This window comes from Methylobacterium sp. 77, assembly GCF_000372825.1.
Lineage (GTDB): Bacteria > Pseudomonadota > Alphaproteobacteria > Rhizobiales > Beijerinckiaceae > Methylobacterium.
The window spans coordinates 2,470,573-2,492,692 of sequence record NZ_KB910516.1; the positions used below are offsets into that span (position 1 = coordinate 2,470,573).

21 protein-coding genes are annotated in these 22,120 nt (G+C 67.5%); 7 read left to right on the forward strand and 14 right to left on the reverse strand.

The features are described from left to right. The first annotated feature begins 5 nt into the window (after positions 1 to 5). The 3 genes from A3OK_RS0111725 to A3OK_RS0111735 all read left to right on the forward strand — a co-directional run bounded on the left by A3OK_RS0111725 (position 6) and on the right by A3OK_RS0111735 (position 2,406). On the forward strand, positions 6 to 419 hold the full coding sequence (locus tag A3OK_RS0111725) for a response regulator (RefSeq protein WP_019905060.1): 414 nt from the start codon (positions 6 to 8) through the stop codon (positions 417 to 419). Positions 420 to 432: 13 nt separating this feature from the next. Then, positions 433 to 1,482: a response regulator gene (locus tag A3OK_RS0111730; RefSeq protein ID WP_019905061.1), complete on the forward strand. Its 1,050-nt coding sequence runs from the start codon at positions 433 to 435 to the stop codon at positions 1,480 to 1,482. 96 nt (positions 1,483 to 1,578) lie between these two features. After that, on the forward strand, positions 1,579 to 2,406 hold the full coding sequence (locus A3OK_RS0111735; protein ID WP_019905062.1) for a 3-keto-5-aminohexanoate cleavage protein: 828 nt from the start codon (positions 1,579 to 1,581) through the stop codon (positions 2,404 to 2,406). A 163-nt stretch (positions 2,407 to 2,569) separates the two neighbouring features. Here the strand turns inward: A3OK_RS0111735 and A3OK_RS0111740 are convergent, their stop codons facing one another. From A3OK_RS0111740 to A3OK_RS0111760, 5 genes are all read right to left on the reverse strand, one after another. Then, a complete protein-coding gene (locus A3OK_RS0111740) occupies positions 2,570 to 2,989 on the reverse strand; it encodes an FKBP-type peptidyl-prolyl cis-trans isomerase (protein ID WP_019905063.1) in 420 nt (139 codons plus the stop codon). Positions 2,990 to 3,047: 58 nt separating this feature from the next. Beyond that, complete coding sequence (locus tag A3OK_RS0111745) at positions 3,048 to 4,199, reverse strand: GNAT family N-acetyltransferase (RefSeq protein ID WP_019905064.1); 1,152 nt, start codon at positions 4,197 to 4,199, stop codon at positions 3,048 to 3,050. After that, on the reverse strand, positions 4,196 to 5,560 hold the full coding sequence (locus A3OK_RS0111750; protein ID WP_019905065.1) for a lipopolysaccharide biosynthesis protein: 1,365 nt from the start codon (positions 5,558 to 5,560) through the stop codon (positions 4,196 to 4,198). The genes A3OK_RS0111745 and A3OK_RS0111750 overlap by 4 nt, the downstream gene beginning before the upstream one ends. Positions 5,561 to 5,631: 71 nt before the next feature. Further along, the gene (locus tag A3OK_RS0111755; RefSeq protein WP_019905066.1) at positions 5,632 to 6,582 is read right to left on the reverse strand and encodes a GDSL-type esterase/lipase family protein; all 951 of its coding nucleotides are present in this window, start codon (positions 6,580 to 6,582) and stop codon (positions 5,632 to 5,634) included. Then, a complete protein-coding gene (locus A3OK_RS0111760) occupies positions 6,552 to 7,640 on the reverse strand; it encodes an OpgC domain-containing protein (protein ID WP_019905067.1) in 1,089 nt (362 codons plus the stop codon). The genes A3OK_RS0111755 and A3OK_RS0111760 overlap by 31 nt, the downstream gene beginning before the upstream one ends. A 227-nt stretch (positions 7,641 to 7,867) precedes the next feature. On the opposite strand from A3OK_RS0111760, the gene A3OK_RS0111765 reads away from it, so the two are divergent. Both A3OK_RS0111765 and A3OK_RS0111770 read left to right on the forward strand, forming a co-directional pair. Further along, positions 7,868 to 9,412: an ATPase domain-containing protein gene (locus tag A3OK_RS0111765; protein ID WP_051093004.1), complete on the forward strand. Its 1,545-nt coding sequence runs from the start codon at positions 7,868 to 7,870 to the stop codon at positions 9,410 to 9,412. Continuing rightward, complete coding sequence (locus A3OK_RS0111770) at positions 9,399 to 10,439, forward strand: sensor histidine kinase (RefSeq protein WP_019905069.1); 1,041 nt, start codon at positions 9,399 to 9,401, stop codon at positions 10,437 to 10,439. Before A3OK_RS0111765 ends, A3OK_RS0111770 begins: the two co-directional genes overlap by 14 nt. A 10-nt stretch (positions 10,440 to 10,449) precedes the next feature. Here A3OK_RS0111770 and A3OK_RS0111775 read toward each other — a convergent pair whose 3' ends face one another. The 9 genes from A3OK_RS0111775 to tpiA all read right to left on the reverse strand — a co-directional run bounded on the left by A3OK_RS0111775 (position 10,450) and on the right by tpiA (position 18,491). Next, positions 10,450 to 10,794 carry a hypothetical protein gene (locus A3OK_RS0111775; RefSeq protein ID WP_245259345.1) on the reverse strand — a complete coding sequence of 115 codons (345 nt, stop codon included), beginning with the start codon at positions 10,792 to 10,794 and terminating at the stop codon, positions 10,450 to 10,452. Between the two features lie 38 nt (positions 10,795 to 10,832). After that, positions 10,833 to 12,326 (reverse strand): peptidase S10, encoded by a 1,494-nt coding sequence (locus tag A3OK_RS0111780; protein WP_245259428.1) that lies wholly within the window; start codon positions 12,324 to 12,326, stop codon positions 10,833 to 10,835. A gap of 211 nt (positions 12,327 to 12,537) precedes the next feature. Beyond that, positions 12,538 to 12,990, reverse strand: a complete 453-nt coding sequence (locus A3OK_RS0111785; RefSeq protein WP_019905072.1) for a DNA polymerase III subunit chi — start codon at positions 12,988 to 12,990, stop codon at positions 12,538 to 12,540. A 52-nt stretch (positions 12,991 to 13,042) separates the two neighbouring features. Next, positions 13,043 to 14,212: a glutathionylspermidine synthase family protein gene (locus A3OK_RS0111790; RefSeq protein WP_019905073.1), complete on the reverse strand. Its 1,170-nt coding sequence runs from the start codon at positions 14,210 to 14,212 to the stop codon at positions 13,043 to 13,045. Continuing rightward, positions 14,212 to 14,823, reverse strand: a complete 612-nt coding sequence (locus tag A3OK_RS0111795) for a DUF1190 domain-containing protein (RefSeq protein WP_245259346.1) — start codon at positions 14,821 to 14,823, stop codon at positions 14,212 to 14,214. The genes A3OK_RS0111790 and A3OK_RS0111795 overlap by 1 nt, the downstream gene beginning before the upstream one ends. Positions 14,824 to 14,973: 150 nt before the next feature. Then, positions 14,974 to 15,372, reverse strand: coding sequence for a DUF350 domain-containing protein (locus tag A3OK_RS0111800; protein WP_019905076.1), 399 nt, complete (start codon positions 15,370 to 15,372; stop codon positions 14,974 to 14,976). A 16-nt stretch (positions 15,373 to 15,388) separates the two neighbouring features. Continuing rightward, positions 15,389 to 17,017 carry a CTP synthase gene (locus tag A3OK_RS0111805; protein ID WP_019905077.1) on the reverse strand — a complete coding sequence of 543 codons (1,629 nt, stop codon included), beginning with the start codon at positions 17,015 to 17,017 and terminating at the stop codon, positions 15,389 to 15,391. 164 nt (positions 17,018 to 17,181) lie between these two features. Continuing rightward, a complete protein-coding gene (secG, locus tag A3OK_RS0111810; RefSeq protein ID WP_019905078.1) occupies positions 17,182 to 17,577 on the reverse strand; it encodes a preprotein translocase subunit SecG in 396 nt (131 codons plus the stop codon). 152 nt (positions 17,578 to 17,729) lie between these two features. Continuing rightward, positions 17,730 to 18,491 carry a triose-phosphate isomerase gene (gene tpiA / locus A3OK_RS0111815; protein WP_019905079.1) on the reverse strand — a complete coding sequence of 254 codons (762 nt, stop codon included), beginning with the start codon at positions 18,489 to 18,491 and terminating at the stop codon, positions 17,730 to 17,732. Positions 18,492 to 18,686: 195 nt separating this feature from the next. Here tpiA and A3OK_RS0111820 point away from each other — a divergent pair, with 195 nt between their 5' ends. Together A3OK_RS0111820 and trpE are read left to right on the forward strand one after the other, a co-directional pair. Further along, positions 18,687 to 20,588, forward strand: coding sequence for a SurA N-terminal domain-containing protein (locus A3OK_RS0111820; RefSeq protein WP_019905080.1), 1,902 nt, complete (start codon positions 18,687 to 18,689; stop codon positions 20,586 to 20,588). Positions 20,589 to 20,595: 7 nt separating this feature from the next. Continuing rightward, the gene (gene trpE / locus A3OK_RS0111825; protein WP_019905081.1) at positions 20,596 to 22,116 is read left to right on the forward strand and encodes an anthranilate synthase component I; all 1,521 of its coding nucleotides are present in this window, start codon (positions 20,596 to 20,598) and stop codon (positions 22,114 to 22,116) included. Positions 22,117 to 22,120: the final 4 nt, after the last annotated feature.

Below are 22,120 nucleotides of genomic sequence, written 5' to 3' on the forward strand. Positions count from 1 at the left end.
TCGTGATGATCGAGGATGACGAGGGCCACGCTCGTCTGATCGAACGCAACATCCGCCGCGCCGGCGTCAACAACGAGATCATCCCGTTCCGGGATGGCACCTCCGCGCTCGCCTACCTTCTCGGCCCCGACGGTTCGGGGGAGGTCAGCGCCAAGCGTCCGCTCCTGATCCTGCTCGACCTCAATCTGCCGGACATGACCGGCATCGACATCCTCGAGAAGGTGAAGGCGAACCCGCATACGCGGCGCTCGCCGGTCGTGGTTCTCACGACGACGGATGACAGCCGCGAGGTCCAGCGCTGCTACGATCTCGGCGCGAACGTCTACATTACCAAGCCGGTGAATTATGAGGGGTTCGCGAATGCCATTCGTCAGCTCGGATTGTTCTTCTCGGTGATGCAGGTGCCCGAGAACCCATGAGACCGTCGAGATCATGAGCGCCCCCGCCGCCCCGGAGCGTGGCCGCGTCCTCTACGTCGACGACGATCCCGGTCTCGCACGCCTCGTGCAGAAAGCGTTGCGGGCGCGCGGTTACGTCGTGGAACTCGCCGCCACCGGCGACGAGGGGCTCGCGCGCCTGTCCCAGGGCGGCATCGACCTCGTGGCTCTCGATCATCACATGCCGGGCCAGACCGGACTCGACGTACTTCCCATCATCCGCGCCATGCCCTCCGCTCCGCCGGTCATCTACGTCACGGGGTCGGAGGACAGCCGCGTCGCCGTCGCGGCGCTGAAGGCCGGGGCGGTCGATTACGTCTGGAAGGACTTTCAGGGCCAGTTCCGCGAACTCCTGGGCGAGGCGATCGACACGGCCTTGCGGCAGGAGGAGATGAGACGCGACAAAGAGCGGGCGGAGGCGGAAGTGCGCGAAGCGCGCGACCGGGCGGTGATGCTCCTGCGCGAGGTCAACCACCGGGTCGCGAACTCGCTCGCCCTTGTGGCGGCGCTGACGCATATGCAGACCAACGCGGTCTCCGACCCGGCGGCCAAGGCGGCGCTACGCGAAATGCAGGCGCGGATCTCGGCCATCGCCGGGATCCACCGCCGGCTCTACACGTCCGACGATGTCGAGGCGGTGGAGCTCGACGCCTATCTCGCGAGCCTCGTGGAAGAGTTGCAGGCTTCGATGAAGGCAGCGGGCCGCGACCATGCCATCCGCCTCATCGCCGAGCCCATTCGTCTCGCTACCGACAAGGCCGTCTCGGTGGGCGTGGTCGTCACCGAACTCGTCACCAATGCCTATAAATACGCCTACCCGCCCGAAGTCGTGGGCGAGATCCGGGTCGCGCTCGGTCGCGACGGGAGCGACGGCCTCACCCTGACCGTCGAGGATGACGGCATCGGCTGGACCGGAGAGGGCCAGCCGCGCGGTACGGGTCTCGGCTCCCGCATCGTCAGGGCGATGGCCACGAACCTGCGCTCCGTCCTGGTCTATCGCCCGAACGGCCCGGGAACCAGCGCAACCCTGCTGTTCCAGGGCTGAGCCGGAAGCGCGTCCATCGGCTCGCGGCCCCTTCGCCTCCCGGGCGGAATGCACTATCTCCCGGTTCCTCTCCGTCGGACATTCGGGGCCAGGATCATGAAACCCGTCGTCGTCGCCGTCGCCATTACCGGCTCCGTCCCGCGCAAATCGGACAATCCCGCTCTGCCGGTCACCGTCGCAGAGCAGATCGAGTCGACGCATCAGGCTTTTGAGGCCGGCGCCGCGCTAGTCCATATCCACGTGCGCAACGACGACGAGACGCCCTCCTCCGATCCCGACCGCTTCGCGGCGGTGCAGGACGGGATACGGCTGCACTGCCCCGGCATGATCGTGCAATTCTCGACCGGCGGCCGGGGCCGCGATCCGGCGAGCCGTGGCCTGTCCCTCCGTCACCGGCCGGACATGGCCTCGCTCTCCACCGGATCGGTGAACTTTCCGACCATCGTCTACGAGAACCCGGCACGCCTCGTCACCGATCTGGCGAGCCAGATGCGGGACCACGGCGTGCGGCCCGAGATCGAGATCTTCGACCTCTCGCATCTTCATGGAGCCCGGCGGCTGGTCGATGAGGGGCTGATGGATGCCAGCCCCCACGTCCAGTTCGTGATGGGCGTGAAGAACGCCTTGCCGCCCGACGAGCGCCTGCTCGACCTGCTCCTCGGCGAATTGAGGCAGGTTCTGCCGGAGGCGACATGGACCGCCGCCGGCATCGGGCGCCATCAGGCCGACGTCATGGATTGGGCGCTCGCACGGGGAGCCGACGCCGTGCGGACCGGATTGGAGGACAACATCCGGATCACGAAGCACAGATTGGCGGCGAGCAATGCCGAACTGGTCGGTGTCGCGGTCGAGCGGATCCTCGGCCACGGCCGCTCGGTGGCAAAAGCCGACGAGGCGCGCGCGATTCTCGGGCTCGCGCCCTGATCGTTCGTCTCGAACCGTCAGCGCCTCAGAGGCTGGTCACCCGCACGGCCTTGCGCGGGTGACGTCGTCGAGGCGGTTCACGATTTCATCTGAAGCGTGGCGGACTATCGCCGCCGCTCGGGCAGACCTCGATGAGTCACGCTCATCGAGGTCTGGTCTCAATTCAATTCACGCCGAGCAGTTCGACGTCGAAGATGAGCGTGGCGTTGGGGGGAATGAGCCCGCCGGCGCCGCGTGCGCCGTATCCGAGGTCGGACGGGATGATGAGCGTGCGCTTGCCACCCACCTTCATCGTGGCGACGCCCTGGTCCCAGCCCCCGATGACTTGGCCGATGCCGAGGGTGAAGCTGAAGGGCTGGCCGCGGTCACGCGAGGAATCGAACTTCTTGCCGGGCTTGCCGCCGTCGTCGAGCCAGCCGGTGTAATGGACGCTGACCTTCTTGCCGGTCTCCGGCGAGGGGCCGGTTCCGACGACTTCGTCACGATATTGGAGGCCCGAGGGCGTGGTCACGGTCTCGGCGGATGCGGAAGCGGTCATGGCGATCAACAAGGCTCCGGTGAGGGCGAGAAGCGGACGACGCATGCGGATGGTTCCTGTCTGGCGTGCCGGACGGGCGCAGTAGCACGGCTTCGCGTCGCCGTCAGCGTCTGCCCAGCACTCGCTTGATCAGGGCCTTGGCATCGCGCTCCATCATCGCGAGGCGAAGACGCCGGTCGAGGGAGATCAGCTGCGACGCGCCGTCCGGCACGGCGATGATCTCGCAGATCGCTTCCCTGTCCGGATACAGGTTCTCCAGCACCGAGCCTGCCAGCGTCGCGGAATCGAGCCGCCGGGCAAATCCGGTCTCGTGCATCGCCTCGATGATCCGCGCTTCGAGCAGGAGGCCCGGCGCATGCGAGCGCGCATTCTCGTCGTAGGTGGTCTTCAGCAGGGTGGCGGTCTCGCCCGCCAGCAGAGCGAGGCTGATGGAGAGAGGGCGGCCGTCCAGCAGCAGGGTATCCGCGCGAAGACCGATCGGGCCGCCGCCATCGGCGAACAGCGCCCGGGCGAAGGCCTCGTGTTGCGGGTCGCAGGCGAGAGCCGTCCCGGCCCGGCCCTTCCACCCCGCCCGTTCCAGGCTGAGGAAACCGGTGACCGCATCGATCAGCGGATCGCCATGGGTGGCGACGCCGAGGCTGAGCGAACCGTGTTTCGACAGGCGCCGGTGGCGGCGGCGCAGATCCTTCATCCGGGACCGGTGCGGATGCCCGTCGAGGAAGGCGGCGTAGGAGTCACGCCGCTCGACGATGGGCCGCTGGAAACGGCCGACGACGCCATGCACCCATCCGGCCCGGTCCATCGCTGCGAGCAGCCCGCGCCCGAGCCTGGTTTCCGCAGGAAGCAGCGGCCAGCGCCAGGGCCGTCCGGCCGATGCGTTTCGCAACCCCGCCACCAGCAGGTCCAGCGTCCCGGTGACATCCGGGCCGTCGGCGACGAGCGGGCATGTCTGCGTGATGAAGGGCGACAGGAACGGGCGCGTCACATTCAGTCCGAGCCCGCTGATGTCGCGCCTCGACCGGAACGGCATCAGCGCCTCGAGCCCGCCCTCCCCCCGCACGGCGACGAAGGCGAGGCTCGCATCGGCGAGCCCCGCCGCATGATGGGCGGCGATGACGTGGCGGCTGTAATGCGGATGAGTCGTGAGGGCCCGTTCCATCAGCGCGTCCCACGAGGCGGGATCGGCGGCGAGGTCCGAGTAGGTGACGATGGAAACGGAGCGTGGGTCCCCCGCCCGTCCGAGCCTCGTATTCATGGATGGCGACGGCCGAAGAACGGAAGGACCGGCGTCGCGATGCCGTGCACGAGGAAGGCCGCTATCGCCATGCCGGCGCCGCGCAGGACGTTGGCGATCGCCATGGCGATGGCGGCCCCCAGCAGGCCCAGCGGCGGAACGAAGACGGCGCAGAGCAGGGCCGCGAGGGCGAGCATCGCCACGGTGATCGCGGCGCAGAGCCGCTCGCCGTCGATCATGGTGAGCAGATCTTCTCCCGGACCGAACAGGCTCGCGGCGACATTGCCCGCCACCAGCACCGCGAGGATCGGAAGGCTGCCCTGGAATTCCGGCCCGAACATGCCGAGCAGGAGCGGCCCGGCCGCGATGACGGCGACGCCGATCGCGGTCGTCGCGGCGAAGGTCAACCGGGCCTGCAAGCGGACGAGCTCCGCAAGGCCGGGCGCGTCGCCGGATGCATGGATGGCGGTAAAGCGCTGGGCAGTTGCGGCCGACGCCGCGAATTGCACGAAGGGGACGAATTGCTGGATCCGGGTCGCGACGAAATACAGGCCCACCGCCATCGGCGGCATCATCACGCTGAGGACGACGACGTCGATCATGTTGAAGGCGGAATGGGCGAGTTCCGTCGCGGCGATGGGCAGGCAGGCCCGCAGCCATTGCCGCCAGCGATAGCGCGGCTCTGCGGGGGGCAGCACGGACCTCAGCCGCAGGATGAGAAGTCCGGCCTGGATTGCCAGGGCGAAGCCGGTGGCGGCCAGGGTGCAGGCGACGGCGACCCAGGCTTCCGCCGGCGCTCCGAGGGCAACCGCTCCCACCATCGCCGCCATGATCAGGCCCTGGCGCAGGAGGTAGGGCGGCGCGATGGCGAGGACCGCCCAGTTCTGGCTGCGGGCAACGCCTTCGAGGTAATCCTGGAGCGTGAAGAGCGGCAGGACGAGTGCCGCCAAGAGAAGGGGCCCGGCATAGGGCCCATTGAGCAGGCTGCCCTGTATCCAGACCAGCGCGAGGCCGATGAGCGCGACGGCGCAGGCGCAGATTCCGGTCGCGAACGCACCGCCGATGAGAAATCCGCGGATATGGGCGATGTCGCCCCTCGCCTGATCGGCCGGCAGGAAACGGCAGGCGCCCTGGGCGAATCCCAATGTCGAGGAATGTCCGAGGATGGCGATCCAGACCCAGACCGCGGCGAAGATTCCGTACTCGGTCCGCCCCATCAGGCGCGCCATGAGAACCTGCGCGACGTAGGCGAAGGCTGCTCCGGCGATGCGGATGGCGAAGACGTCGAGGGCCGCCCCGGCGGCACCGGCACGGAACGTCCTGACGCGGAGGAGCGCCGCGCCGAGGGTTCGGCCTTCCGTCCCGTCCGTCGCTATGCCCACTCCGACCCCCAGACCTGAACCCGGACCCTAGCGCGAGGCCGTTGCGTCCGGGTTAAGCGAACCCTCGCATGTCAGGGCTGGTCCTGGGCCGGCACGGTGCCTCCCCGGGGCGGTGACGGCGGCTTCACAGTGGCATCCTTGGGCGGCGCGACGATGAGGGCCGGCGCGGTGGCGGTGCCGGTCGATGTCGGATCGGGCTGGAGCAGGGACAGGGTGATCGCCCGCGTCACGTGTTCGGCCATGCAGCGCAGGCCGAGATCGTTCAGGCGGAACTGGCGCCCGAGCATGTGCCCCTCGCCCTTGTCGCTATGGCCGGACAGGTAGCGCATCGCCTCGTAGCGCTGCACCAGGGGCACGCCTTCGCGCAGAGCCACTTCCTGCACCTTGCGGACGATGCTGTTGTAATACTCGTCCTGGGCGAGCGACGCCGTGTAGACGGGATTGACGAGCACGACGTCGATCTCGTGCGACTTGATCCACTGGACCGTCTCGTCGAGGGCACTGGCGAAGGCATCGATATCGACGCGGGCGAGCGCGTCGTGGGTACCGACCTGCCAGACCACGAGGTCGGGCTCCACCTCCGCCACCATGCCGCGCAGGCGCTCGGCGGCACCGGACGCGATCTCGCCCTGCAAGCCTCGGCTCTCGACCTCGACGTCGACATTGGGGAGCGAGCGCTCCAGAGCCGTCTCCAGCTTGACCGGATAGGTCGCCGAGGCTCCGGCGCCGGCCGATGACGATCCGATGGCGAGGACGCGGACCGGACGCTTCTCCTTAAGCGCCGCCTTCACCGCGCCGAGGCGGGCCAGGGTGTAGAGCTTGGAGCCCGGCACCCGGCATTCCGGAGACAGACTGACGTCGACCGCTTCCGAACCCTCGCCGCCGGGGGCGGGCGCGGCGGCGGTCGGCGGAGAGATCACGGTCGCGCCTCCCTCCGCTCCGGCCGACGACGATCCGACGATCGTCCCGAGAGCGGTCAGGCCGAGTGCGATCAGGAGAGTCGAGGTTTGCGCGAGCGCCATTCGACGAACCATGCGGTGAAACCCAGAGCGAACAAGCCCGATCCTACGACGCCGACATCCACGAGGATGCCGCCGCCCGTCCAGAACCGCACGAGTTGGGCGGCAAGGCTCAAGAGCGAGCCGATGGAGAAGACTGCCAGTGAATTACGACCAAGTCCTGTCAAATATCTGCCCACGACGCCAATGCGCGGGAAGATGAGCGCGTAGACGCCCTGAAAGGCCAGTAGCACCCCGATGAAGTGGATCAGCCGGGCCGGCGACAGATAGGTCTTGTCGAAGGAGAAGACGAGCCGCGGATCGGGCACCAAGAACGGGTCGGGGCGGATTTCGAACACGGACAGGACGATTCCGAGCAGGACGATGACGACGCCCAGGGGCATCAGCCGCTTCGACCAGATGCGGAGCGCGGTGGACCGGCGATTGAGATCCTGGGCGACGAAGCCGAGCACGAGCAGGAGCTGCCAGCAGAGCGGGTCGAAGAACCAGTCCCCCTCCCCCGGCCAGGACGGCAGATTCCATTCGAAGACGAGGCTGGCGGCGTAGAGGGAAAAGGACAGGCCGAGCGCGGCGAGCCGGCTCACCCGGGCGACCAGAACGAAGAAGGGCGCGATGCCCAGGAGTACCACGTAGAGTGGCAGGATGTTGAAGAAGCCGAGCTGGTGGGTGAGCACGACGAAACCGACCACCGTCTGGATCGGGTCCGCGAAGAAGCCGCCGGCATTGTGCCATTCGAGGAGGAGCGGGTTGTCGAGCAGCAGCGCCGTCCCGGCGATCATGGCCAGCGCGATCGCCATGGTGGTGATCTGGGCGCGATAGACCTCGATCGTGCGCGACAGCAGCCGCAGCACGCTCTTGAGGCGCGGTTCGGGTTCGCCGTCACGTCCCCGTGTGGCGATTCCGATCGACCATCCGGCCAGGAACACGAAAAGTTCGGCCGCGTCCGAGATGCCGTATTGCGAATAGGTGTAGCGCTCGAACGTGTTGCCCGGGATGTGATTGACGTAGATCGTCACGAGGGCGAGGCCGCGCCAGAAGTCGATCGCGTTCGGTTCGCGCATATGGGATCCGAACTCCGGAATGTCGGGTGGGTTGGTAGCGCGCGAGGCGGCGTCGAGTGCCTCGTCGCATCGTGGCGGCACGGTCTGATAAGGCCGGACGCGGCTTATGCAAAGTCCGCACTCGCGGCCTCGTCGAGCGGGATGCGCCCGGAACGTTGCCGATTTGTTGAGGACGCGGATATGCGTGGAACCTATGGTGCCCTGATGCCGTACCATCGGACATGATGATGTCGATTGATCCTGCCTCCGACGCCCTTCCCGTCCCCACCGGAGTTCCAGGCCTCGATGAGATCCTGTCGGGAGGATACGCCGCCCACCGCGCCCACCTGATCGAGGGACGACCGGGCGGAGGCAAGACGACTCTCGGCCTGCAATTCCTCCTCGACGGGCACGCGCAGGGCGAGCGCAGCCTCTACATCACCCTGTCCGAAAGTAAGCGGGAGCTGCTGTCCGTCGCCGAACGCCATGGCTGGTCGCTGGACGGGATCGATATCTACGAGCTCGTTCCACCGGAACTCAGCCTCGATTCGGAACAGCAGCAGAGCCTCGTGCATTCGTCCGACCTCGAACTCGGCGAGACCGTGCGGATGGCGCTCGCCGAGATCGAGCGGGTGAAGCCGAGCCGCGTGGTGTTCGACAGCCTGTCGGAGATCCGGCTGCTGTCGCAGGGTTCCCTGCGCTATCGCCGCCAGGTTCTCGCGCTGAAAAGCTATTTCCTCCTCAACAACGCCACCGTGCTGATGCTCGACGACCTCAGCGCCGAGGATGACGATCTCAACCTGCATTCGATCAGCCACGCGGTGATCCGGCTGGAGCAGGTGACGCCGGAATATGGAGCCGCGCGGCGTCGCCTCCACGTCATCAAGATGCGCGGGACGCAGTATCAGGGCGGCTACCACGACTTCGTCATCAAGAAGGGCGGGATCAGGACCTATCCGCGCCTCGTCGCCAGCGACCACCATCGCAGCTTCACGAGGGACGTGGTCGAGAGCGGTGTGCCCGAGCTCGATCGAGTCCTCGGCGGCGGGCTCGACCGGGGGACGACGAGCCTCGTCGTCGGACCGTCGGGAGCGGGCAAATCCACCCTCGCCTTGAGCTATCTCATCGCCGGGCTTCGGCGTGGGGAGCGTGGCGTCGTCATCAGCTTCGACGAGACCCGCGGCATCTTCCTGCAGCGGGCGGCCAGCGTCGGGATGCCGCTCGAAGAGTTCCTCGATTCGGGCCTGCTGCGGATCGAGCAGATCGATCCCGCCGACGTGTCGCCCGGAGATTTCGCCGGCCGCATCCGCGATGCGGTCGAGAACGAGAGTGCCCGGCTCGTGGTGATCGACAGCCTCACCGGCTACATGAGCGCCATGTCTGGCCAGCCCTATCTGGTCCTGCAGATGCACGAACTGGTGACCTACCTGAACCAGCAGGGCATCGTCACGATCCTGATCCTCGCCCAGCACGGCATGGTGGGGCGCATGGATTCTCCGGTCGACCTGACCTACGTCAGCGACACCGTCGTGGTGCTGCGCTTCTTCGAGGCCGCCGGCCGCGTGCGGCGCGCTCTGTCCGTCCTGAAGAAACGGACCGGACCGCACGAGGACACGATCCGCGAATTCAAGATCGACGCGCGTGGATTGCGGGTGGGAGATCCGCTCCACGATTTCCGCGGCGTCCTGACCGGAGTGCCGACCTATGACGGCAATCGGGACGACCTGCTCAACGAACGGACCGGGACGGGCCGCGAGCCCTTGAACAAGCGCGGGCCCGATGCCGCATCGTGATCCGATCGTTCACATCCTCGCGCCGGTGGGTCGCGACGCGAAAGTGGCCATGGCGATCCTGAGCGAGGTCGGCATCGCCTCCGAGATCGTCCCGACCCTCGACGCCCTGGTGGCCGATCTCGACCGCGCCGCCTGCGCGGTGGTGACGGAGGAAGCGCTGCAGCGCTGGGACCGCAGCGAGATCGCGCTTTGGGTCGAGAGACAGCCGCCCTGGTCAGACTTTCCCTTCGTGCTTCTGAGCTATCGCGGTGGACCGCCGGACGTGCGGCTGACCGATCTCCTCGGCAATGCGACCGTGCTGGAACGGCCGTTCCACCCGGCGGTGCTGGCGAACGCGGTCCGCTCGGCCCTACGCGCACGCCGCCGGCAGCGCGAGGTCCAGGTCCATCTGGAAGAGCGCCAGCGGACGCATGAGCGGCAAGCCCTGCTGATCCGCGAGCTGCATCACCGCGTCAAGAACACGCTCGCCACCGTGCAGGGCTTGCTCGGAGCGACTGCCCGCTCGTCGAACGACGTGAACACGTTTTACCACTCGTTCTCGGACAGGATCGTATCGCTGGGCAAGACGCACAACCTGCTCACCGAGGATTACTGGCAGACCGCCCCGCTGCGCGAACTCCTCCAGAACGAACTCGGCCCATACAATGACGCGTCGGCCGAGCGGATCACCCTCGAGGGACCGGCGATCGAGTTGGCGGCGGATCTCGCGGTGCCCACCGGCATGGCCATCCACGAACTGACCACCAATGCGGCCAAGCATGGTGCGTTGTCGGTACCGTCCGGGCGGATCACGGTGTGCTGGAGCATCGATCGACGGGAGGGCGACCGGGTGCTCGACCTCGGCTGGAAGGAAAGCGGCGGCCCCGCCGTCAAGACGCCCGAGCGGCGCGGCTTCGGCTCGACGCTGCTCCAGCGCGTCCTCGCGCAGCAATGCAATGCCGAGGTGACCATCGCCTACGAGGCCGACGGCCTGCAATTCCGCATGGTCGCGCCCCTGCGGGACGACAGGCTGGTGCCGGCCTACTGACGCGCCCGGCTCAGGATTTCACGATCCGGTCGAGGCGGCCGTTGACGAAGAAGTACAGCTCCTTCGCCCCCGGCTCGCTGTAGAGAACCTGAACCTCGCGGCCCGAACGCCCCTCTCCGACCAGGACGTCCGTCGGCGGCTTGGCCTTCAGGCGGACGAGATCGCATTCGCCGATCCCGGTCTCGATCGCGCTCACCGAGCCCGGCGCGGTCTGGGTGCAGGTCCCATCCGGGTTGAGCACCGGCCCCGTGACGCTCGGCGAGGGAGGCGGGGCGACGACGACTTTCGCCTGGACCGACACCGGAGCGTCGCGCTCGCTGGTCGTGCAGGCGCCGAGAAGAACGAGGGTCGCCAAACTGGCAGCGGCGATCGCGGGGTGAGGCGAAAGATTCGTCAATTCACGTCTTTCGATGGGCTGGACCGGGCCTTCAGTGCCGCCGCGTAGAGATCGGACGCATCCTTGTGGAAGGCGGCGCGGGAATCGGGACGCGAATAGAACATATGGCCGCCCGGATACACCGCGAGTTCGATCCGCTTGCCGCCGCCAAGCGCCGGCAGCTGGTCGATGAGGAGCTTCGAGGTGAAGTACGGCGTCACGAGGTCGGTGAAGCCATGGGCGACGAGGACGCGCAGATTGCCGTCGAGGGCCATGGCGCCGCGCAATGCCCCCAGTGATTCCGGCGCCATTCGTCCGCCGCCCCATCCCCAGCCCCGGCTGACCGAGCCGTTGAGGAGTTCGTAGCGCAGGTCGGGCACGCGGTAGTTCAGCTTCGTGCCGTAGAGATCGATCATGGCGCTCGTCAGCGGCGCCTGCATGGCGGTGAGGAGCGGGTCCTCGAAGCCGGAGAAGGTCGCGGCCGGGTCCGGGTCCCATCCGGTAATGCCGGTGTCGTAGGCGCTGGCGACGCGGCCCTCGTCCCGGCCAATCTCGCGCTGGACACTGCTCGCGTTCAGGCGCCCGGCCTGACGGCGGACGAAATCGGGATCGAGGCCGGTGATGGCGCCGACCCTGTCGCCGAGGCGCGCGATGGCGGCCCGATCGGCCGGTCCCTTCAGGAGATCGGCCAGGTACTCGCCGGTGGCGTAGGCCTCCGTCTCAGCCAATGCCGCCCTGCTCGGCGTGCCGCCCGCCCGCTCGATGGCGGCGGCGGCGAAGGACGGCAGTTTCGTCACGTGTCCCCACGGGGTCGTCCGGGGCGATTGCAGCCAAGCGAAATCGAGCACCGGCGACAGCAGGACCATGCCCGACAGGCCGATGCCGATCTCCTCCTGCAGCTTGGCCGCGATGAGAGGCCCGCGGAAGCCGCCATAGCTTTCGCCGACATAGAATTTCGGCGCCGCGATCCGGTCGTTGGTGCGGAGCCAGCGGGCGATGGCCGAGGCCAGGACCGACGCGTCCGCATCGACGTTCCAGTAGCGCTTGGCATCGCCATCGGCCGAGCGGCTGTATCCGGTGCCCACGGGATCGAGGAAGACGAGATCGGTGAAATCGAGCCAGGTGCCGTCGTTCGGGATCAGGCTCACGGAGGTCGAGGGGCTGATGCTGGTTCCGCCGAGGGGCAGGCGCCAGGGGCCGATCGCGCCGATGTTGAGATAGGCCGAGGCGGCTCCGGGACCGCCATTGACCGCGAAGGTGACCGGCCGCTCCGTCTCGCTCCGGTCGGCGAGGCGATAGGCGATGAAGGCGATCTCGGCCTGGAGCTTGCCGCCCTCGTCCACCAGGGGCAGGCTGCCGGCGGTGGCGGTGAAGCGCAGAATCCGCCCGCCCGGCAGGGTGACGCTGTGCTCGGTGGTGACGTCGGGAGGAAGCTTGCGCCCCTCCGGTCCTCGTTGCTCGGCGGCGCGCCGCTCAGGTGGCTTGTCGGCGCCATGCGGCGCCTGCGCGATCGCCGGTTGGGCGGTGACGAGCAGGAGAGCGGACAGAGCGAGCAAGATTCGCTCGAGAACGAGCCGCTTGCCGATTGCTCTCGGCTTGCTCCGATGGTTCGCGGAGATCGAGCCCGATCGAACGGTCCCATCGCGCCGGATCGGGTCTGAGAGTGTCGAACCTCGGATCATGCATCTCCCTTTGCGCTGATGGGGTGGACCGCGATCCCGGTCACGCCTTCTTCTGCCAGCGCCCGGATTCATCCTGCTGCCAGTAGGCGATGGTATGGCCGGCCTCCTTCGCCTGCTTCCACTGCGCGCGCGCGCCGAGAAGCGCATCCTGGTCGTTGCCGTCGAACAGGATGCAGATGCGCTGGTACGCGGAGGCATCGGTCGGAAGCGGCGCACCGTCCACGAGAAACCGGATGGCGGCGGCGTTAGGATTGGTATCCTGCAGCGTCAGAACGACGGGCTGGCTCGCCGCCTGCGGATCCCGGTCGGTACCGTGAGGCAGGAAGCTGTCGTCGCTATAGGTCCAGAGATGGTCGTCGAGCGCTTGCAGCCGCTCTTCGCCCGACGCCTGGATCGCCGCGCGCCATTGGCGCTCCAGAGAACGCTCGACGAGGTTCGGCAGGACCTTCTCGAGGGGCTGCTGCTGGAGATGATAGAACAGGATCTCGGTCACGCCGCGCAGGATAGGCCAATGCCGCGGTTTTGAAAGCGACGGGTTGCCGCTCTCAGTCGGGCGCGATGAAATGCGGGACGAACAGGGCGGCATTGCCGGTGATCGGGCTCGCCCCCTCGCGGATGCAGAGCCCCGCCGGCTCATCGCCCACGATCCATGAACCGATGACGGGGCGCCGGCCATCGAAATCGGGCAGCTCGGCCAGGGCCTGACGCACATGGCGCCCGCCGCTATAGGGGCCGTATTCCTGTGCCAGGACGGCTCCGTCGCGCAGGACGAGGATGTTCGCGCCTTCTCGCGAAACCAGCGGCTTCTTCACGAAGGACGTCCCCAGCGAGGCCTTTCGAGGATCGTCCTCGAAATAGGCCTGCAGCAGATTCGGGTGTCCGGGCTCGCGGGCATGGAGATGGGCCAACATCCCCTTGTTCGACAGGACGGCCTTCCAGGGCGGTTCGAGGAAACGCGTCGTGGTCCGGTCGAGCCTCCCTCCGAAGGCATCGGCGAAGGCCCATTCCCAGGGGTAGAGCTTGAACAGCCTCAAGATCGGCGCACCGACGCGATCGACGAAGCGACCCTCCTCGTCCCGTCCGATATCCGAGATGTCGAGGAACCGCGTAGCGAGCCCGGCCTGGCGCGCGCAATCCTCCAGATAGGCCACCGTGCCGCGATCCTCGGGCGCATCGGCATAGGCGGTGAAGGCCAGCGTGCCGTCGCCGCGCAAGGCGCGAAAGCGGTCGACCAGCTTCGTGTGGACGGAGTTGAACTGATCGGCACCCTCAGGCAGCGAACCGGATCGAAGCCCCTCTTCCAGCCAGAGCCATTGAAAGACGCCGGTCTCGTAAAGCGCCGTCGGCGTATCGGCATTGTATTCGAGGAGCTTCGCCGGGCCGGCACTTTCGCCGCCATAGGAGAAGTCGATGCGGCCGTAGAGGGACGGGTCCCCCCGCTTCCAGCTGGTGCGGATGGCGTCCCAGGCCCGCTCGGGAATATCGAGCGAGGAGAGGATGCGTTCGTCCTCGACCGCGTCGGCGACGAAGGCAAGGCAGAGGGCATGGATCTCCGCGCTCGGCTCCTCGAGATCGCGCTCGATCTCGGCGAGGGAGAAGGCGTAGGCGTGGCTCTCCGACCAGTACGGCGCGCCATCGATCGTGTGGAAGGTGAAGCCGTTCCGGCGGGCGATGTCCCGCCAGTCCGGCCGTTCCCGAACCGCGATGCGCCGCATCAGCCGCCGCTCCCGTGGCCCGACCCGCCATGCGACGAGAACGAACGACCGGTGCTGCCGAAGCCGCCGAAGGCGACCTTGCGCACCGCCGACGAGGCCACGCGGGCGCTCGATGACGTACCGGCCGACGAGGTGACGATACGGCCGCCCCATCCGGTGCAGTAGCCTCCGCCGCTCGCGCCGGCGCCGGTGCCGCTGGCAGTCCGCTCCTGTGGGGCGTGATCGTAGACCGGCTGCGGTTCGAGCTCCTGGCTCCTCCTGCGACCGATCACGTATCCCGCCATCATCGGCACGAACTTGCCGGTCGCGCTCGCGGCGACGCTTTCACCGAACAGACAATGCCGGGCGCCGTGATGCGCCTCGCAATCGAGCAACGTGGCGTAGCGCGGTGCGGATTCGGGATAGGCGCCGCCGGCGGTGAGATACTCGCTCCGGCAATCCGCTACCGACCGGATGCGTCCGGCGATGCAGGCGTCCGGATTCGCGTAGACGAGGACGTCTTCCTCGTTCTGCGACGGATCGAGATGACCGAGCCCGATGGCGGCGGCTCCGGCGCCGGCGAGCATGACGAGGGTGACCGTCTGCGAGCGCATCCTGCGCGGCTGTTTCACGGGTGTCGACGTCTCGGCCTCGGATGGCATCCTGATCGGGATCGTCTCACGACGACCCTCTCCCTCACGGCACGATGCCGCATCTCAGAAGATGTAGGAACGAGCTTGACGGTTGAAAACCGTCGATCCGCAAAATTGCGCAGCGCCGGCTCAATAGGTCATCGAGGCCGCGTCCACGATGCCGCCGGCCAGGGACGCGGCGGCGAGCAGGATGGAGGCCGCGATCTCACCGGCCTCGATGCGCCGCGACAGGTCCGGCAGGATCAGCCGCACGACGAAATAGACCAGGATCTGGACGATGAGCGCGACGAGCCCCCAGATGATGCAATCCAGGATCGACTGCGCGTTGTAGATCGCGACCGAAAGCGGCAGCGTGTAGCCGATGAGGCTTCCGCCGAGGGCAATCGCGGCGGCGGCGTTGTTCGCGCGGATCAGGGCGATCTCGCGATGCGACGTCGCCGACAGGTAGACCGCGAGATAGATCGCGACGAGGCCGAACGCTGCCGCGACGTAGGCGAGGAAGGCGGGCAGACCCGAAATCGAGACCATTCTGCCCGTCTTCCCCTCAGACCAACCGGCTTTGCACGATCGCCGCCGAGATGAAGCTCTTGAACAGCGGATGCGGCTCGAAGGGCCGCGACTTCAGCTCCGGATGGAACTGCACGCCGATGAACCAGGGATGGCCGGCATGTTCCACCGTCTCGGGGAGCAGGCCGTCGGGCGAGAGACCCGAGAATCGCAGGCCCTTCGCCTCCAGCCGCTCGCGATAGGCCATGTTGACCTCGTAGCGATGGCGGTGGCGCTCGGAGATCTCGGTGTTGCCGTAGATCTCGGCGATCTTGGTGTCCGCGCCCAGCGTCGCCTTGTAGGCGCCGAGCCGCATGGTCCCGCCGAGATTGCCCTCGGCGGCGCGGCGCTCGAGTTCGTTGCCCTTCAGCCATTCGGTGAGCAGGCCGACCACCGGCTCCTCGGTATCGCCGAACTCGGTGGAATTCGCATCCTCGACGCCGGCCAGCGAGCGGGCCGCCTCGATCACCGCCATCTGCATGCCGAAGCAGATGCCGAAATACGGGATCTTGCGTTCGCGGGCATAGCGGGCGGCGCGGATCTTACCCTCAGCCCCGCGCTGGCCGAAGCCGCCGGGCACGAGGATGCCGTTGATCCCCTCAAGGAACGGCGCCGGGTCCTCGCGCTCGAAGACCTCCGACTCGATCCATTCGAGATTCACCTTCACCCGGTTGGCGATGCCGCCATGGGTGAGCGCCTCTGACAGGGACTTATAGGCGTCCTTCAGGCCGGTATACTTGCCGACGATGGCGATGGAGACCTCGCCTTCGGGGTTGCGCACGCGCTCCGAGATGGTCGTCCAGCGCAGCAGATCGGGCTCGCCCTTCGGCTCGATCCCAAAATGCGCCAGTACCTCACGGTCGAGGCCGGCCTCGCGGTAGGACAGCGGTACATCGTAGATCGAGGCGACGTCGCGGGCCTCGATCACGGCGGTCTCGCGCACGTTGCAGAACAGGCCGAGCTTGCGCCGCTCCTCCACCGGGATCGGGCGGTCGCAGCGGCATAGCAGGATGTCGGGCTGGATGCCGATGGAGCGCAATTCCTTGACGGAATGCTGCGTCGGCTTGGTCTTCAACTCGCCGGCCGAGGGAATGTAGGGCAGCAGCGTCAGGTGCACGAAAGCGGTGGTGCCGCGCGGCAATTCCTGGCCGAGCTGGCGGATCGCCTCGAAGAACGGCAGGCCCTCGATATCGCCCACCGTGCCGCCGATCTCGACGAGGACGAAGTCGAACGCCTCGTTGCCGTCGAGCACGAACGCCTTGATGGCGTTGGTGACGTGCGGGATCACCTGGATGGTCGCACCGAGATAATCGCCGCGCCGCTCCTTGGTGATGATGTCGAGATAGATCCGGCCGGTGGTGATGTTGTCGGCCTTCGTCGCCGGCAGGCCGGTGAAGCGCTCGTAATGGCCGAGATCGAGGTCGGTCTCCGCGCCGTCGTCGGTGACGAACACCTCGCCGTGCTGCGTCGGGCTCATCGTGCCCGGATCGACGTTCAGGTAGGGGTCGAGCTTGCGCAGGCGGACCGTATGCCCGCGCGCCTGGAGCAAGGCCGCGAGGGCGGCGGAAGCGAGACCCTTGCCGAGCGAGGAGACCACGCCGCCGGTGATGAATACGTACCGCGTCATGGGCTTCGGCTCATAAACAAGGGTGAGTGATTCGCCAAACTTCAAACGACCCCACCGCGGGCAGCGGCAGGGCGGAATCGGTGCGGGCTGTGGACAATGCGGGATGGTGATGGCTCGGAGCGACTGGCGTCCGAACCGCCATTCCCCGCCGGCTTGCGATCGGATCAGCGCGACTGGGGCGCGTCAGGGGTCGCCGGCTGCGCGGGCGCGGGCTGGGTCGTGCCCTGGTTCGCGCCTTGGCCCGGACGCAGGGTCTCGAGCAGGTTGCCGTTGGGGGCCACCGGCTGCGTCGTCGCGGCGCCGTCGAGGATCGATTTCGGAGCGGCGCTCCGATGCGAGATCACGGCGAGCGTCATGCTGGTGGTGAAGAACAGGGCGGCCAGGATGGCCGTCGCCCGCGTCAGGGCATTGGCCTGTCCGCGTCCGGTCATGAAGCCCGCAACGCCGCCGCCACTGCTGCCACCGCCGAGCCCGAGTCCACCTTCCGAACGCTGCAGCAGAACCACGGCGATGAGGGCGAGAACGACGATGAGGTGAATGGAGATCAGGACGGCATTCATGTCGATTCAGTCCGATGTTCCTGGTCCGAGAACCACGGGGGCCGCGCGCCGGCGGCCGACGAGGTCCGCCGAGGAACGTCCGCAAAGCGCAGGCTCCTACACGAGATGGTGTCTCGCGCCAAATCCTGCAGGGGGTATTCGCGGTGATCGTATCAGGCGTAGGCCGACGCGATCCCCAGGAAATCGGCGGCGACGAGGCTCGCGCCACCCACCAATGCGCCGTCGACATTCTCGACCGCCATCAATTCGCGGGCGTTGCCGGGCTTCACCGAGCCGCCATAGAGGATGCGGACCTTCTGCGCTTCCGCGCCGATGAGCTGGCCGAGCATCTCGCGCAAGGAGGCATGGACCTCGGCGATGTCGGATGGGGTCGGGGTCAAGCCGGTGCCGATCGCCCAGACCGGCTCGTAGGCGATGACAGTGTCGGTCGCTTTGGCGCCTTTCGGGACACCGATGGCGAGCTGGGCGCGGACGATGTCGAGGGCGCGGCCCTCCTCGCGCTCTTCCTGCGTCTCGCCGACGCAGATGATGCCGCAGAGACCCGCGCGGCGGGCGCCGAGCGCCTTGGCGTGCACGCCGTCATCGGTCTCGTGGTGATAGGCGCGCCGTTCGGAATGTCCGACGATGACGTAGCTGGCGCCGAGATCGGCCAGCATTTCGGCGGAGATGCTGCCGGTGAAGGCGCCGCTGGCCTTGGCATGGAGGTTCTGGCCGCCGATCGACACGGCCGACCCGTAGACGGCCGCCACGCAGGACGAGATCAGCGTCGAGGGCGGGCAGATCAGGACGTCGATCCGGGAGGAGAGATCGGGGGACAGCCCGTCACGGATGGCTTCGACCACCGGCACGGAGCTGCGCAGGCCGTTCATCTTCCAGTTGCCGGCGATCAGCGGCCGCCGTCCCGACTTCGACATGCGTATCCCTCGTCATCACATGGTGGTGGTCCGGCATCACCGGATCGTGAGCGGGGCCGTAACAGAGCCGACTTGCCGGCGCAAACATGGCCTCGCGGATTCGACCGGCCTTTGCTGGCGCGTGCGGATAGTCTATCGCGGGCGGCTTGGAGCCCTGCCCCGGCAGGCCATCACGACGGATTTTCGAACCTTCCGATGCTGCAGAACATGCGTAGTGCGAGCCAGCATTGGCTCGGCAAGATCATCCTCACGGTGGTCTTCACCTTCCTCATCGCGGGCGTCGCGATCTTCGGCGTGGAAGATTTCTTCCGCTCGAGCTCCGCCACGACGGTCGCCACGGTGGGCAAGACGCAGATCACCTCGGAAGCGGTGCGGTCGGCCTATCAACTGCAGTTGCAGCGCTATCAAACGCAGCTGCAGCGCAGCCTGACGCCCGATCAGGCACGGGGCCTCGGACTCGACCGGCAGGTTCTCTCGCAGCTCATCAGCGAGGCCTCCCTCGATCAGCAGGCCAAGGATTTCGGCCTCGTGATCCCCGATTCGGCAGTGCTGCGCGCGATTCAGGAAGAGCCGACCTTCAAGGGCGCCAACGGCTCCTTCGATCAGAACCTGTTCTTCCAGACGTTGCAGCGCGCGGGCATCAACGAGGCGATGTTCGTGCGCGACCAGCGCGCCGCCGCCGGTCGCCTCCAGATCGCGGAGGCCGTCGCCGCCGACGTCCACGTCCCGGCCGCCCTGCGCGAGGCCGTGCACCGCTACACCACCGAGCGCCGGTCCGCGTCCTTCATCATGCTTCCTCCCTCGGTGGCGGGTGACGTTCCCGCGCCGACGGAGGACGAGGTCAAGGCGTATTACGACGAGAACAAGAGCGCCTTCCGCGCGCCCGATTACCGCGCCGTGACCCTCCTCGCCCTCGATCCGCAGGCGATGACCAAGCCCGATGCGGTGACCGAGGAGGACGTGCAGAAGCGCTACGACCTCGGCAAGGCTCAGTACGGAACGCCGGAGCGGCGGACGATCCAGCAGATCGTGTTCCCCGACGAGGCGTCCGCCGAGACGGCCCGCAAGGAGATCGAATCCGGCGAGAAGCCGTTCGAGGCGGTGGCCGTGGCGCGCGGCGTCGATGCCAAGGAACTGTCGCTGGGCAACCTGACCAAGGCCGAGTTGTTCGACACGGCCGTGGCCGATGCTGCGTTCGCACTGGCCCAGAACACCGTCAGCGCCCCGGTCAAGGGCCGCTTCGGCACGGTGCTCCTTCGCGTCACCGCCATCGAGCCCGAGACCAGGAAGCCCCTCGCCGACGTGGCACCCGAGATCCGCAAGACCATCGCCCTCGAGCGCGCCAAGACGACCGTGGAGAAGGACCACGACGCGATCGAGGACGAGCGCGCCAACAGCAAGCCGCTGGCCGACATCGCCAAGGAGCGTGGGCTCACCCTCGTCACCTTGCCGGCTGTGAGCGCCCAGGGTCTCGATCCGTCGGGCAAGCCGGTCGAGGGTCTTCCCGACCGCGATACGACGCTGCCGATCGTGTTCCGCTCCGAGATCGGAAGCGATACCGAGGCGCTGCGTCTGAAATCCGGCGGCTATGTCTGGGTCGACGTCACCGGCATCGACCATGCCCACGACAAGCCCCTGGATAAGGTGCGCGATCAGGCCGGCGCGCAATGGCGGGCCGCCGAAGTCGCCAAGCGCCTGACGGAGAAGGCGCGCAGCCTGACCGAGCGGCTCGACAAGGGCGAGTCCCTCGACACCCTGGCGGCGGATGTCGGCGTGCAGGTCCAGACCTCCACGGATATCGCCCGCAATCAGGCCAAGGACGGCCTGTCGGCGGATGTGGTCAACCGCATCTTCTCGACGCTCGTCGATAAGGCGGCCTCCGTCGAATCCGGCGAGTCGCGCGTCGTCGCCAAGGTCACCGCGGCGACCATGCCGGCCTTCGTGCCCGGCAGCCCCTCCGATGAGGCGATCTCCAAGCGCTTCCAGGCGACGATCATCGACGACATCCTCGGCGAATACATCGCCGACGTTCAGAAGACCGTGGGGATCACCGTCAACCAGACGGCATTCCGGCGCGCGGTCGGCGGCGAGTACTGAACAACCGATGTTTCAGGAGCCGGATTACGCCGCTTTCGCGGAGGCCTACGAGGCTGGGCGGCCGACCCTCCTCAACCTGACACTGGTGGCCGATCTGGAAACTCCGGTCGCGGCCTTCCTGAAGCTGCGCGCGGTCCATGCCGGGCCGGCCTTCCTCCTCGAATCCGTCGAGGGCGGTGTCGTGCGCGGCCGCTACTCGATGATCGGGCTCGATCCCGATCTCGCCTGGCGCTGCCGCGACGGGCGGCCGGAAATCGCGCGGGGCAGCGACCTGTCGGCTTTTGTCTCGGAGGATGCGGCGCCGCTGGAGAGCCTGCGGTTGCTGATCGCCGAGAGCGCCATCGGTGGCCATGACGGCGCCGAGCTTCCGCCCATGGCGGCCGGGCTGTTCGGCTATCTCGGCTACGACATGGTTCGGGCCATGGAGCAGCTCGGCGAGCCGAACCCGGACCCGCTCGGCGTCCCCGACGCGATCCTCATCCGGCCGCGCATCATGGTCGTCTTCGATTCCGTGCGCGACCTCATCACCGTGGTCGGTCCGGTGCGGCCCAGCGCCGGCATCTCCGCCCGCTCGGCCTATGAGGGCGCGCTCACCCGCCTGCATCGGGTCGCCGAGATTCTCGAAGGGCCGCTACCGGTCGAGTCGCGGATCGACCCCCGCTCCATCGCTCATCCGGAACCGGTCTCGAACACGACGCCCGAGACCTATCTGGCCATGGTCGCGCGGGCGAAGGAGTACATCGTCGCCGGCGACGTGTTTCAGGTCGTACTGTCGCAGCGTTTCGAGGCGCCCTTCACGCTGCCGGCCTTCGCCCTCTATCGCTCCCTGCGGCGGACCAACCCGGCGCCGTTCCTGTGCTACCTCGATTTCGAGGACTTCCAGGTCGTGTGCTCGTCGCCCGAGATCCTGGTGCGAGTGCGGGACGGTCGCGTCACGATCCGTCCCATCGCCGGTACACGGCCGCGCGGCGCCACTCCGGCCGAGGACAAGGCCCTCGCCGACGAGCTTCTGGCCGACCCGAAGGAGCGCTCCGAGCACCTGATGCTGCTCGATCTCGGCCGCAACGATGTCGGCCGGGTCTCGCGCATCGGCAGCGTGACGGTGACGGGGTCGTTCTTCCTCGAATATTATAGCCACGTCATGCACATCGTCTCGAACGTCGAAGGCGATCTCGACCCGCGCCACGACCCGCTCGGTGCCCTCTCGGCCGGATTTCCGGCCGGCACCGTCTCGGGTGCGCCCAAGGTCCGGGCGATGGAGATCATCGACGAATTGGAGCGCGAGAAGCGCGGCCCCTATGGCGGCTGCATCGGCTATTTCGGCGCGCGCGGAGAGATGGACACCTGCATCGTGTTGCGCACGGCCATCGTCAAGGACGGCCGGATGCACGTTCAGGCCGGCGCCGGCATCGTCTACGATTCCGATCCGGCTTCGGAGCAGCAGGAATGCGTGAACAAGGCCAAGGCCCTGTTCCGCGCAGCCGAGGATGCCGTGATATTCGCGAGCCGGGCACGGCGGGGGCAATAGGCCG